The organism is Arthrobacter sp. UYP4 (assembly GCF_057291175.1).
This window is the reverse complement of sequence record NZ_JBXAVU010000001.1, coordinates 1,246,906-1,260,408: the sequence shown is the minus strand read 5'-3', so window position 1 is coordinate 1,260,408 and position 13,503 is coordinate 1,246,906. Positions and strand designations below refer to the sequence as shown.

The 13,503-nt window shown below is 70.8% G+C and carries 9 protein-coding genes; 7 read left to right on the top strand and 2 right to left on the bottom strand.

Going from position 1 to position 13,503, the window contains the following annotated elements:
• Positions 1 to 309: 309 nt before the first annotated feature.
• From AC0Z9V_RS05835 to AC0Z9V_RS05825, 3 genes are all read left to right on the top strand, one after another.
• A complete protein-coding gene (locus tag AC0Z9V_RS05835; protein WP_485140993.1) occupies positions 310 to 804 on the top strand; it encodes an FBP domain-containing protein in 495 nt (164 codons plus the stop codon).
• 113 nt (positions 805 to 917) lie between these two features.
• Positions 918 to 2,057, top strand: a complete 1,140-nt coding sequence (locus AC0Z9V_RS05830) for a GuaB3 family IMP dehydrogenase-related protein (RefSeq protein WP_133082523.1) — start codon at positions 918 to 920, stop codon at positions 2,055 to 2,057.
• A gap of 17 nt (positions 2,058 to 2,074) precedes the next feature.
• On the top strand, positions 2,075 to 2,566 hold the full coding sequence (locus tag AC0Z9V_RS05825; RefSeq protein ID WP_133082524.1) for a PTS sugar transporter subunit IIA: 492 nt from the start codon (positions 2,075 to 2,077) through the stop codon (positions 2,564 to 2,566).
• A gap of 13 nt (positions 2,567 to 2,579) precedes the next feature.
• On the opposite strand, the gene AC0Z9V_RS05820 is transcribed toward AC0Z9V_RS05825, so the two are convergent.
• The gene (locus AC0Z9V_RS05820; protein ID WP_485140992.1) at positions 2,580 to 4,325 is read right to left on the bottom strand and encodes an ABC transporter ATP-binding protein; all 1,746 of its coding nucleotides are present in this window, start codon (positions 4,323 to 4,325) and stop codon (positions 2,580 to 2,582) included.
• Entirely contained in the window at positions 4,318 to 6,039 is a 1,722-nt protein-coding gene (locus AC0Z9V_RS05815) for an ABC transporter transmembrane domain-containing protein (RefSeq protein WP_459286945.1), read from the bottom strand. Before AC0Z9V_RS05815 ends, AC0Z9V_RS05820 begins: the two co-directional genes overlap by 8 nt.
• 131 nt (positions 6,040 to 6,170) lie before the next feature.
• Between AC0Z9V_RS05815 and AC0Z9V_RS05810 the strand changes: the two genes are divergently transcribed.
• From AC0Z9V_RS05810 to AC0Z9V_RS05795, 4 genes are all read left to right on the top strand, one after another.
• On the top strand, positions 6,171 to 7,043 hold the full coding sequence (locus AC0Z9V_RS05810; RefSeq protein ID WP_485140991.1) for an SURF1 family protein: 873 nt from the start codon (positions 6,171 to 6,173) through the stop codon (positions 7,041 to 7,043).
• Positions 7,036 to 7,524, top strand: a complete 489-nt coding sequence (locus tag AC0Z9V_RS05805; RefSeq protein WP_208738951.1) for a DUF3817 domain-containing protein — start codon at positions 7,036 to 7,038, stop codon at positions 7,522 to 7,524. Before AC0Z9V_RS05810 ends, AC0Z9V_RS05805 begins: the two co-directional genes overlap by 8 nt.
• Positions 7,525 to 7,631: 107 nt before the next feature.
• Entirely contained in the window at positions 7,632 to 9,218 is a 1,587-nt protein-coding gene (gene guaA / locus AC0Z9V_RS05800) for a glutamine-hydrolyzing GMP synthase (RefSeq protein ID WP_133082529.1), read from the top strand.
• Positions 9,219 to 9,311: 93 nt separating this feature from the next.
• Positions 9,312 to 13,496 carry a DUF4011 domain-containing protein gene (locus AC0Z9V_RS05795; RefSeq protein WP_485140990.1) on the top strand — a complete coding sequence of 1,395 codons (4,185 nt, stop codon included), beginning with the start codon at positions 9,312 to 9,314 and terminating at the stop codon, positions 13,494 to 13,496.
• Positions 13,497 to 13,503: the final 7 nt, after the last annotated feature.

Below are 13,503 nucleotides of genomic sequence, written 5' to 3'. Positions count from 1 at the left end.
CGCTTTGCGGTCCGGCCGTCCTCCTGCGAGGATAGCCCCGCACGAAGTACAGGGAGCAAGGACGAATGAGCATGCTACGGACCGCCAGGGCCCGGATCGCGGTAAGCGGGGTGGCCGCTCCGGCCTGCTGTGCGCCCGCGCCGCAGCCGGCCTTCCAGCATGCAGCGGACAGCCCCTCCAGTTGAACTCCCGCATCCACCGCCCAGAGCGGGTCGACGGTGCCGTCCCACCCACGGCACGGTTCCTTCGCATGCCTCCAGCCGGCAGAGCTCGATCACTCCGATCCTCCGACTGCTGAGGCACTCTCCCATGCAACCCCTTTCCATCAAGGACATCCGCTCCTCCTTCATCAATGCCACGCGATCCGAGACCGCGAAGCTCACACCGCCCAAGAATCTCGAGACCCTGGACTGGGACCACCTCGACTTCCTCGGCTGGCGGGACGAGAAGATGCCGCTCCGCGGGTACCTCGTGGTCCCCACCGCCCAGGGCCTGTCCGGCATGCTCCTCCGGGCACCCGACAGCGGCGCCCGGAAGAACCGGTCCGTGCTCTGCGAGCTCTGCCGGGACGTATTCTCGAAGGAGGACGTCCTCCTCTGGGTCGCCCGACGTTCCGGCCGGTCCGGTCGCGACGGCAACACCGTCGGCACCCTCATCTGCGCGGACTTCATCTGCTCCTCGAACGTCCGCAGGGAGCCTCCTGCCGGCGAGATCCATCCCGACCCCGCCGTCGTCGTGCGTCGCCAGGTCGACGAGCTCCGGGAGCGGTCCGAACGGTTCCTCAGCCGGGTGCGGCAGCGCTAGCCCGCACCTCGATGAACGGCATGCCCGCCTGCACACCCGCGGGCGGGCATGTCCCCTTCCGCGGAGCAGGACGTCCACCGGGGACGGCGGCCGCGCTAGGCTAACCTAGAGCAGTGACTTACGAGATCGAGATTGGCCGAGGCAAGCGCGGACGCAGGGCATATTCGCTGGACGACGTGGCGGTGGTGCCCTCCCGGCGCACCCGGGATCCCCTCGACGTCTCGGTGAACTGGCAGATCGACGCGTACCAGTTCGAGATGCCCGTCGTAGCAGCGCCCATGGACTCCGCCATGTCGCCCGCCACGGCAATCGCGATGGGGCGGCTCGGCGGCCTCGGTGTCCTCAACCTCGAAGGGCTCTGGACCCGCTACGAGGACCCGCTGCCGGTGCTCGAGGAGATCGCCGGTCTGGGCGCGGGGAACTTCAGCCCCGCGGCGACCCGACGCATGCAGGAGCTCTACGACGCGCCGATCCAGGCCGACCTGATCACCAGCCGGCTGGCCGAGATCCGCGAAGCGGGCGTGACGGTCGCGGGCGCACTGACCCCGCAGCGCACCCAGCAGTTCTACAAGACCGTCCTCGCTGCCGGCGTCGACATCTTCGTCATCCGCGGCACCACGGTGTCCGCCGAGCACGTGTCCAAGAACGAGCAGCCGCTCGACCTCAAGAAGTTCATCTACGAACTCGACGTCCCCGTGATCGTCGGCGGCGCCGCGGGTTACACCCCCGCGCTCCACCTCATGCGGACCGGTGCGGCAGGCGTCCTCGTCGGCTTCGGCGGGGGAGCGACGACGACGACCCGCCGCGCACTCGGCATCCACTCGCCGCTCGCCTCGGCGATCGCCGACGTCGCCGGCGCCCGCCGCGACTACATGGACGAGTCCGGCGGCCGGTACGTCCACGTGATCGCCGACGGCGGCATGGGTGCGAGCGGCGACATCGTGAAGGCCATCGCCATGGGCGCCGACGCCGTCATGCTCGGTTCCGCGCTCGCCCGCGCCGAGGAGGCTCCGGGCCAGGGCTGGCACTGGGGCCAGGAAGCGCACCACCATGAGCTTCCGCGCGGCGACCGGGTCAACATCGGCACCGTCGGACCGCTCAAGGAGGTGCTGTGGGGGCCGTCGCACCACACGGACGGCACCTCGAACCTGATCGGTGCGCTGCGCCGGGCGATGGCCACCACCGGTTACTCGGACCTCAAGGAGTTCCAGCGGGTGGAAGTCGTGCTTTCCCCGTATGTCTCCACCGACTGAACCTCGAAAGGCACACCGTGAGCCAGAACTCCCTCGAGCTGCACGACGCCGAGCTCACCACACCGGATCTCGTGATCCTGGAGATGGAGGCCGCATCCAAGGAGGATGCAACGGCACAGCTGGCCGCACGCCTGCATGCGGCCGGCCGGATCTCCGACCTCCGGGCGTTCCTCGACCAGGTCAACTCCCGCGAGCACCAGATGGCCACCGGTCTCCCCGGTGGCGTGGGCCTCCCGCACGCCCGCAGCGAGTACGTGAACCAGACGTCGATCGCCGTCGGGGTCACGCGCTTCGGGTACAGCCTCGACTTCGGTGCCGTGGACGGCCCTGCCACTCTCGTGCTCCTCATGGCGACGCCCGCACAGTCGTTCTCGGAGCACCTCGAAGTCCTCGCCACGATCGCGCGCAGCCTGTTCAAGGAGAACTTCCGGGAGTCGCTGCGCCGCGCGCACGACGCCGAGGTCATCGCCGAGCTGATCAACTCGTCCCTGGTCTTCTTCGACCACTAGGACCTGCGCGCCCCTACTCGCTCCGCCAGGAGTTCCAGAGCGAGGCGTAGGCGCCGTCGAGCGCCAGCAGCTCGTCGTGCGAGCCCAGTTCGGCGATGCGGCCCTCCTCCACGACGGCGACGCGGTCGGCGTCGTGCGCCGTGTGGAGCCGGTGCGCGATCGCGATGACGGTGCGCCCCTCGAGCACCGCGTTGAGGGACCGCTCCAGGTCGCGAGCCGCCTGCGGGTCGATCAGCGACGTGGCCTCGTCCAGGACCAGGGTGTGCGGGTCCGCGAGGATCAGCCGCGCCAGGGCCAGCTCCTGCGCCTGGGCGGGCGTCAGCTCGTGGGCGCCCGAACCGACCTCCGTGTGCATGCCCTCCGGCAACTGCTGCACCCAGTCGAGCGCACCCACGCTGCGCAGCGCATCCTCGATCTCCCCGTCGCCGGCATCCGCGCGGCCCAGGCGGACGTTGTCGGAGACCGACCCCACGAAGACGTGGTGCTCCTGCGTCACCAGAGCCACCTCGCGGCGGAGATCGTCGAGCGGGCGGTCGACGAGGGGCACACCGCCCACCGTGACCGATCCCGACGACGGCGGATGGATGCCGGCGATCAGGCGCCCGAGCGTCGACTTCCCCGCTCCGGACGGGCCGACGACGGCCAGGCGCTCGCCGCGCACCAGGGTGAGGTCCACGCCGTGCAGCACATCGTGCCCCGGCCGATACGCATAGCTCGCCGCGGACAGCACGATGTCCTCGTTCGCCGGCTCCGCCGTCGTCGCCCGGCGGTCCGGTTCCACGTCCTTGATGCCGACGATCCGCGCGAGGGAGGCCGCGCCGACCTGGATCTCGTCGGTCCACATGATGAGCAGGTCCACCGGGTCGATCAGGCGCACGGCGAAGAGTGCCACGGCCGCGACGGCGCCCGGCGTGACGACGCCCTGGCCCGCCAGCCACCCTCCCCAGAGGAGGACGGCGGCAGCGGGCAGCCAGAAGGCGATATCGGCCGCCGGGAACAGGACCGAGCGGAGCCACAGCGTGTAGCGCTCCGCCCGGTAGCTCGTGCCCAGGGCGCCGTCGAGGTCCTCCCGTCGCAGCCCGCCGAGGCTCAGGGCATCGACGGTGCGCGCGCCCTCGATGGTCTCGGTGATCGTCCCGTTGACGACGGCGTACGTCTCGCGTTCGCGCATGTAGCCTGCGGCGCTGCGCCTGAGGTACCAGCGCGTCACGGGCCACAGCAGCGGCAGGCCGACCAGCAGGGCGACGGACAGGACGGGCGAGGTGACGACGGCGGCGCCGAGGGTCAGGATGATCGTCACCACCGACACCACGACCTGCGGCACGCCGAAGCGGACGGTGTGGGACACGGCCTCGATGTCGTTGGTCGTGCGGGCCACGAGGTCCCCGGTGCCCGCCTTCTCCACGGTGGAGAGCGGAAGCGCGGTGACGTCCTCCAGGAAGTCCTCGCGCAGCTCCGCGAAGACGCGCTCCCCGAACACCATGCCGGACCGGACGGCGTACCGTCGCAGCACCGACTGCACGGCGAGGAAACCGAGCATCCCCAGCGAGACCGACGCGACGAAGCCCGCCGTCGTGCCCGCCGACACGGCGTCGATGAGGATGCCGAGCAGCAGCGGCCCGGCGAGTCCGGCGACGGCCGATCCGACGTACAGGGCGATCACCGCGCCGAGCCCCCGCCGGTGGTGCCGGATGAGCCGGGAGGCCTCGTCCCGGACGGTCCTGGGCTCCGCGACGGGAAGCTTCGCGGTACTACTCACTGCGGATCACCACATTTCGATAGGCGGGACTGGTGGCCATGAGGTCGCGGTGGCTGCCGCGGGCCGCGACCCGGCCGTCCTCGAGGAACAGCACCCGGTCCACGGCCCGGAGCATGAGAGGGCTCGCGGTGACGATGACGGTGGCCAGGCCGGCGTGGCGCCGCGCTCCCGGCAGGCGCGCGGCGATGCGCTGTTCGGTATGGGCGTCGACGGCGCTCGTCGGCTCCACGAGCACGAGGTTCTCCGCTCCGGTGAGGTAGGCGCGCGCCAGGACGAGGCGCTGCCGCTGGCCCCCGGAGAAGCCCCTCCCACGTTCGGTGACCTCGTGCCCCAGGCCGCCGTCGATCCCGTCCAGGATGTCCAGCGCGCTCGCGGCCTCGAGGGCCGCGAGGATCGCGCCGTCGTCGTGCCTGCCGTGCGGGTCCAGTTGCCGGCGCAGGGACCCGCTGAACAGTTGGGGGCTCGCCTCGCTCACCACGATGCGGGCACGGATGTCGGCGAGCGGCACGTGCCGGAGATCGGCGGCACCCCACCGGACGGTCGCTTCGGCGAGCACGGCGTCCTCGAACCGGCCGAGGCGTGTGACGGCCGCGGTCGACTCCGCCGGTTCCCGGGACACGACGGCGGTGAGGAGCCCGGGTTCGACGACGACTCCCGACCGCTCGTCCACCAGGGCCGAGCCCGACGGCGGTGCCGGGACCGGCGTGCTGCTGCCGGCGACATCCGCGTCCACGGACAGTACGGCGATGATCTTCCGGGCACCGACGTGCGCGCGGATGAAGCGGGCCACCGAGTCCGCGGCGGCGCGTATGGGCGTCATGAGGAAGATGGAGAAGCCGTACAGCGCCACGAGCTCGCCGGGCGTGATCTCGCCCGCGAGGACGAGTGAGGCGCCGACCCAGGTGAACACGACACTGAAGGTCCCCGCGATGAACACCTGAGAAGCTTCCAGATCGGCGAGGGAGCGGGCCACGCGGATACCGGAGTCACGGGTGGCCGCGGACTTCACGCGGTACCGGTCCACGAAGATGTGTTCCCCGCCGATGCCGCGCAGGACGCGCAGGCCTGCCACCGTGTCGGCGCCCACCGCTGTCATCCTGCCCGAGGCCTCGCGCTGCTCGCGCTGCCGCGCCTGCATGGGACGCACGACGAAGAGGAGCAGCCCGCAGCACACGGGCACGCCGAGGAGCACCACGAGGCCGAGCAGGGGGGAGGTCTGCCAGATGAGCACCGTCACCACGAGCCACGCCGCCGCAGCACCGGCGAGGCGCGTCAGCACCTCGTACACCTCACCGAGCCGGAAGGCGTCCGACGCCGCCGTCGACACGACCTCGCCCGTCGAGAGGGCCGTCGGCAGGGCATCGCCCGTGCGGCTGATCTTGTGCCCCACGAGGCGTACGGAGCGGAAGGCGGCCTGCATCCAGTTGCTGACCCCGGCCCGGTGCGTCGCCGTGTCGGAGACGGCCTGGACGACCATGAGGCCCAGCAGGGCCCCGGCCCAGCCGAGGAGCGCCCGGGAGTCACCGCCGATCACGCCGTCGTCGATGGCCCGGCCGAGGACGAAGGGCATGACCGCCTGCGACGCCATCCAGACCGCACCGAGCAGGATCCCGGCGGCGAGCGTCGCCTTCTGGAAGCCGCCCAGCCAGAGCAGGTAGCGCGTGGGCGAGCGCAGGTCCGGAGAGCCGGTCAGGGGATAGGGAAAGGCACGCACGAGGACCAAGCCTAGACCGCATCGGACCGAAGCGATAGGGATTCACCAATCACTTTCCCGGGCCGTGCCACGGGCGCATCCGGCACCGGCGGCATTCGTTGTTCTACAGAGTCACGAAGTACCTTTAAGGAGTGTTGAAGACCGCCCTGAAGCCTCGTTGGATCCTCATGCTGATCCTTGCGATGACGATCGCCGCGGTCTTCGTGCTCCTCAGCCAGTGGCAGTTCAACTCGTCGCGAGAGACCGCCCCGCCCGCGCCGAGTACCACCGAGAACATCCGTCCCCTGACCGACGTCCTTGAGCCCATGAGCCCCCTCTACGCGACCGTCGCCGACCAGATGGTCTCGCTCGACGGCGAGTTCCTGCCCGGCACCAGAATCCTCGTCCAGGACCGGTTGCTCGAGGGCGAGGAAGGGCTGTGGGTCGTCCAGGGCTTCGCCGTCGACGGGTCGGAGGACCAGGCCCCCGGCGAGATCCCCGTCATCCCCGTCGTCCTCGGCTGGGTGCCCACGGCGGACGACGGAGCGGCCGTGGCGGAGCAGCAGGGCGCGGCCCGGGTGGTCGGTCGCCTGCTGCCGCCCGAGGCGCCCGAGGTCCAGCGGCCGGTGGAGGGGCAGGTCCCCACGCTGGCCACGGCGGAGCTCTCCAACCTCTGGGACCGGTCCTCCTACGCAGCCTTCGTCGTGGCCTCGGACATCACCGTCGGCGGCGCCGGGATCCCCTTCGCGGCCGACATGGAGCGCGTCCTGGTCGGTCCGCAGCCGCAGGAGACACCCATCAACTGGCTCAACATCTTCTATGCCATCGAATGGGTCGTCTTCGCCGGATTCGCGTTCTTCCTCTGGTGGCGGCTCGTGGCCGACGATCACCGCCGCACCCTCGAGGACGAAGCCGACGCAGCGGAGGCGGCAGCGGAAGCGCACGCCGTCCATGCCGACAGCCCCGTCGTCGTCCCCTCCACCCGTCCCGTAACCGATCCCGAAAGCGGTGCACACCGTGACTGAACCTGCCCTCGACCCGACTGCCGGATCCGGAGGCCCACGCTCCAAGGGCACGCCGAAGAGGCGGTTCGGTGGAACCCACGCGCAGATCCGCTCGGCGTTGGCGTTCTACAGGGTGCTGGCCTACGCCACGGGCGTCATGCTGCTGCTCGTCGTCGTCGAGATGGTCGCGAAGTACGGATACGGGTCCGAGATCGTGGCCGGCGGTGGCGCCGCCATCCAGTTCCTGCCCGAGGTCGTCGCCGAGACCGCCGGCGGATTCAACCTGTCCACCGCGGTGCTGATCGTGCACGGCTGGCTCTACGTGGTCTACCTCATCGCGGACTTCCGGCTGTGGCAGTTCCTGCGGTGGCCATTCAGCCGTTTCGTCCTGATCGCGCTCGGCGGCGTGGTGCCCCTGCTCTCGTTCTTCGTGGAGAAGCGGATCCACCGCCAGGCGGAGCAGGACCTCAGGGAGCACCCCGAGGCCGCCTCCCGCTACTGAGCCGTTCCGTCCGCACTGCCGTCGCCCGTCCGACGGTCGCCATCGGTTCCTTCCCGACGTCGTCCCGAAGATGTGCGAGGCCCGTGCCCGCGGACTATTGTTGATGGGTGACTACCCCCGAGAACGGCTCTGAACACCGCCCTGTCCTCGTCGTGGACTACGGCGCACAGTACGCCCAGCTGATCGCACGCCGCGTCCGCGAGGCCGATGTCTACTCCGAGATCGTCCCGCACACGCTCAGCACCGAGCAGATCCTCGCGAAGAACCCCGTGGCGATCATCCTCTCGGGCGGCCCCTCCAGCGTCTACGCGGAGGGGGCCCCGCGTGTCGAGCGCGACCTGTTCGAGGCCGGCGTGCCCGTCCTGGGGATCTGCTACGGCTTCCAGGCCATGGCCTCCGCGCTCGGTGGTACCGTCGCGAAGACCGGCCTGCGGGAGTACGGGTCCACGGATGTGCGGTCGGACGGCGAGTCGCGCTCCATCCTCAGCGGGACACCGGATCAGCAGAACGCCTGGATGAGCCACGGCGACAGCGTCCAGGCCGCCCCCGAGGGGTTCGACGTCCTCGCCAGCACGGCCGGTGCCCCGGTCGCCGCCTTCGCGAACGAGGAGAAGGGCCTCTACGGCGTGCAGTGGCACCCCGAGGTGAAGCATTCGCAGCACGGCCAGGCCGTGATCGAGAACTTCCTCTTCCGGGGCGCGCGGCTCGACCCGAACTGGACCACCCGCAACATCCTCGAGGAGCAGGTGGAGCGCATCCGCGAACAGATCGGCGACGCACGCGTCATCTGCGGGCTCTCCGGCGGTGTCGACTCGGCCGTCGCCGCTGCGCTCGTTCAGCGGGCCGTGGGCGATCAGCTCACCTGCGTCTTCGTGGATCACGGCCTTCTCCGCGAGGGTGAGGCCGAGCAGGTCGAGCGCGACTTCGTGGCCGCGACCGGCGTCAAGCTGTACGTCGCGAACGAGCAGAAGCGATTCCTCGACGCGCTGGCCGGCGTCTCCGACCCCGAGACCAAGCGCAAGATCATCGGCCGCGAGTTCATCCGGGCGTTCGAGGAGGCCGAGCGTGCCATCATGCGCGAGGCCGAGGCCGAGGGCGAGCCCATCCGGTTCCTCGTCCAGGGGACGCTGTATCCCGACGTCGTCGAATCCGGCGGCGGCGAGGGTGCCGCCAACATCAAGAGTCACCACAACGTCGGGGGCCTGCCCGAGGACCTCCAGTTCGAGCTCGTCGAACCGCTCCGGACGCTCTTCAAGGACGAGGTGCGCGCGGTGGGCGCCCAGCTCGGGCTGCCCGCGGAGATCGTCGGACGCCAGCCGTTCCCCGGCCCCGGGCTCGGTATCCGCATCGTCGGAGAGGTCACGGAGGAGCGCCTCGAGCTCCTGCGCAAGGCCGATGCGATCGCCCGCGCCGAGCTGACGGCGGCCGGGCTCGACAACGAGGTGTGGCAGATGCCCGTGGTCCTGCTCGCGGACGTGCGCAGCGTGGGCGTCCAGGGCGACGGGCGCACGTACGGGCATCCGATCGTCCTGCGTCCGGTCTCCAGCGAGGACGCCATGACGGCGGACTGGTCGCGGCTGCCGTACGATCTGCTGGCTCGGATCTCGAACCGGATCACCAACGAGGTGGACGGTGTCAACCGCGTGGTGCTCGATGTGACCAGCAAGCCGCCGGGAACCATCGAATGGGAGTAGGCGGATCCCGGAGGCGGGGCAACCCACCTCCGGTCCGCCCGGGCCGCGTTGCTATCCGCGGGGTCCGTGCGCTTTTCGGATAGTTTGGAAGACATGCCCATCTGGTCGAGATCAGCACGTGATAATGCAGGGAAGAAGGCTGTCGTGCCGGAGCAGGACCAGCAGGATGCGCCGGAGATGCCGGTCGGCAGGCCGCAGGAGGATCCGCAGGACCATCCGCAGGAGGTCCAGCAGGAGGTCCAGTCGGATCAGCAGCCGGCGCCGTCCGCTGGCACCCCGTCCGCTGGCACCCCGTCCGCCGAGACGCCGTCCCCCGACGAGCCGTCAGCCGGCACGCCGTCCGCCGACGAGCCGTCAGCCGGCACGCCGTCCGCCGAAGAGTCCCTCGTGCCCTGGCTCGAGGGGCTCGGCCCGCAGGCCAGCGGAGACACCCTGCTCCACTTCCGGCCCTCGGCCGGCACGAGCATCGATCTGACGCACGCCCACCCGTCCGGACTGGCCCAGCTCCTCGCCGGGCGGCGCACGCGGCTGTCGACCCTGCTGCGCGACCCCGTGCAGTACAGCGCGGCCAAGGCCGCCGCCCGCGCCCTGCGCGCGAAGATCTTCGAGCTGGGGACCGAGCGGGGGATCGATGTGGGCTACCTGGCCGCGGGAACCGCATCGTGGCGCGCGGTGGACGACTCGGGTCGCTCCGAGACCCTGAACGCGCCCGTGCTCCTCACAGCGGTGTCCCTCACGGTCCACCCCTCGCAGGACGACTACGAGCTGCAGATCACGGAGCAGGCCCGGATGAACCCGGCGCTCGTGCGCCACCTGCGCCATCACCAGGGCCTGCAGGTGGATCCGGCCGGTATCGCTCGACTGGCCTACGGCACGGCCCGCTTCGACCCCCACCCCGTCCTCGAGCGCATGCGTGCGCTGAGCGAGGGCGTCCGCGGGATGTCCGTCGAGCACCGGATCCTGGTCGCGACGTTCGCCGACCTCGCAGGTGTCACCGGTGACCCGGCCCTCCGCAGCGACCACCCGATCCTCGCCGCGCTGCTGGCCGCCGCCACCGGCGAGGGGGAGACTGCTCCGACCCTCGCCGCCGCGGCGGACGAACTCTCCTTCCCTCCCGCCGACGAGCGGGAGCCGGCCGACGAACTCCTGGTCCTCGACGCCGATCGCGCCCAGCAGGATGTGCTCGACCTCGTCACGGCGGGTGTCAGCATCGCCGTCGCCACTCCTCCCGGAACAGGCCAGACCCAGACCGCGCTGAACGTCGCGGCACGGTCGGCGGCGGCCGGCAGACGGGTGATCGTCGCAGCGGAACGCCGTGGCACCCTCAACGAGTTCGTGCAGGACCTCGACGGCCTCGATCTCGGGTCCCTCGTGCTCCAGGTGGGCAGCCAGACCGGGCCTGCACAGCTGCGCGAAGCCGTCGTCCGCGCGCTGGTCCGCAACGAGAAAGCCGTCGAGCCGGAGCTCGGGACCCTCCACGCCACCCTGACCGGGCACCGTCACCAGCTGATGGAACATGTCCGGAGTCTCCACAACATCCGCAGCCGGTGGGGGTGCTCGCCCTACCAGGCCATGCAGTCCCTCGCGGGACTCACGGCGCTCGATCCCGCGCCGTCGACCACCGTGCGGCTCAAGCGGAGTGTGCTGGACTCGATCGCCGACCGCAAGGAATTGACGGAGCGCCTCCAGCGGGCCGCCGAGCTGGGCAGTTTCAGCAAGGCGTCGACCGAGAGCCCCTGGTACGGGGCGCAGCTGCTGAACCGCAAGGAGACCGAGCACGCCCACGCCCTGGCCGAGCAGCTCGCCACGGGGATCCCCGACCTCCGCGGCAAGGTGCAGCGCGTCGCCGAACACTCGCACATCACGCTCGGTGCAACCTTCAGGGAATGGGGCGAGCAGCTCGAACTCCTCGTCGCCGTCCGGGGGAGCCTCGACAAGTTCACACCCGACATCTTCGACCGTCCGGTAACCGACCTCATCTCCGCGACGGCGCCGTCGTCGTGGCGCAAGGAGCGCGACATCGAGATGAGCTCGATGACGCGGTCCCGCCTGCGGCGCGTGGCCAAGGAGTACATCCGGCCCGGCGTCCACATCTCGGACCTCCACACCTCCCTCCTCGAGGTGCAGCAGCAGCGCACGCTCTGGACCCGATACGCGCTGACCGAACGGCATCCGCAGGTCCCGACGGGACTCGCGGAGATCCATTCCTCCTACCGGGCGGTCGACGAGCGGCTGGCGGAGCTGACCGCGATCCTGCGGACGACCTCGGGTCGCCCCGACCTCGCGGCGCTCGACCTCGACAGCCTCGAAGCGCTCCTCCGCGACCTCGCCGGTGACAGGGACACTTTGGAGACCCTGCCGGAGCGCACCCTGCTGCTCGACGAGATGCGCGAGCAGGGACTGGCCGATCTCCTCGCCGACCTCGCCGCACGGGAGATCCCCGCCGAACGCGTGGGTTCGGAACTGGAACTCGCCTGGTGGCAGTCCGCCCTGGAAGCGATGATCAGCGGGGACGACTACCTCGCGATGTCCGACGGCGACAGCCTGCGCAGGCTGGAGGCCGAGTACCGTCTCGCGGACAACGCACACATCGCCTCCGGGCCCGCCCGGATCCGCTGGACCCTCGCCGAGCGCTGGCGCGCCGCCGTGGAGGCTCACCCGGATGATGCCGGACGCCTGCGGCAGGAGCTCAAGGACGGCACCCTGACCCTCGAGGTCTTCGCGGGCCTCCACCATGACCTGGTCGCGGCGCTCCTGCCCGTCTGGGCGGTCAGCCCCCTGACGATCAGGGGTGCGGTGCCCGACGGCTACTCCTTCGATGCCGCCGTCATCCTCGATGGCGAGTCGATGTCCCTGCAGAGCGCGGTGCCCTGCATCGCGCGGTCGGCGCAGGTCGTGGTCTTCGGCGACGACCGCCTTGCGGGGCCCACACGCTTCAGCATCGAGGTGCAGTCCGCCGATCGCGCGTCCACCCTCGAGCCGCTCCCGAGCGCGTTCGACTCGCTCCGCGAGGTGCTGCCCGTGCGCGGGCTCACCGAGATCTACCGAGGGGTGGATCGCGGCCTCGACACGTACCTCAGCGAATCCTTCTACGGCGGCAAGCTGTCGCGGCTGCCCCAGGCCTCGGAGGTGACGGGGGAGGGCCGCGGGCTCGTGGTCGAGTACCTGCCCAACGGCACGGGCATGCCGAGTTCGGAGCACGACGGCGTGGAGAGCGTCGCCGTCGAGGTGAACCGGGTCGTGGAACTCGTCTTCGAGCACATCCGCCGCCGCCCGAGCTTCTCGCTGGCCGTCGTGACGGCCAGCGCTCGGCACGCTGCCCGGGTGGGGGAGGCGATCCGCCTGCAGATGGCGGAGTTCCCGTGGGCCGCGGACTTCTTCGTCCCCGGACGGGAGTCCTTCCGCGTGGTCCCCGTCGAGCGTGCCGGTGGGCTCGTGCGCGATGACATCATCTTCTCCCTCGGCTACGGCCGCACCCCCCACGGACGTACCCTGCATTCGTTCGGCCCGCTGTCCGGGCCCGACGGTCGCCGGAACTTCGTCATGGCGATGACCCGGGCGCGGCACCTGCAGCACGTGCTGACCTGCTTCGAACCGTCCGATCTGGATCCGGACCGGCTCACCACGGGAGCGCTGGATTTCTTCGAACTGCTCCAGCGTGAACTCGGTGGTGGTCCGGGGCACGCCCCTGCTGCCTCGGGCGGCAACGAGGACCCCCTGGTGGCCGACCTCGTGGACCGGTTGCGGTACCGGGGCGCCGAGGTGCGTGACCACTACGCCGGTGTCCTCGACATCGTCGCGGTGCGGCCCGCGGATCTCCGCCCGGACGGCAGCGCCGCCGCGGTGCAGGACGAGCGCCCCGCCCCGCTGGCCATCGAGTCCGACGGCACCGGCCGGTACGGCGCGATGACCGTGCGGGAGCGGAGCAGGCTGCGCCCCCAGGTCCTCGAGCGGATGGGGTGGCGGTACATGCCGTTGTGGACCATCGAGGTCTTCACCGACCCGGACGGATGCGCCGAACGGGCCGCGGCCCTGATCGGGCTTCCCCCGCGGAACACCTCCGACCAGCCGAGGACGCGAAAGGACGCCGCCAGGATGCGGAAGGACGAGCAGCACCCGGGCCGCGGGACGAACGTGGGCCGTGAACCCGGCGAGGGGGACGACGCGGCCCCGGCAGTCCCGACGACAGCCGCCGAGGACGACCCGCGTTCGTGGGGCGACACCGAGGACAACCACGACGAGTGGCTGAAGGAGCAGCGTCCGCCGCACTGGGGCTGACGGGTCG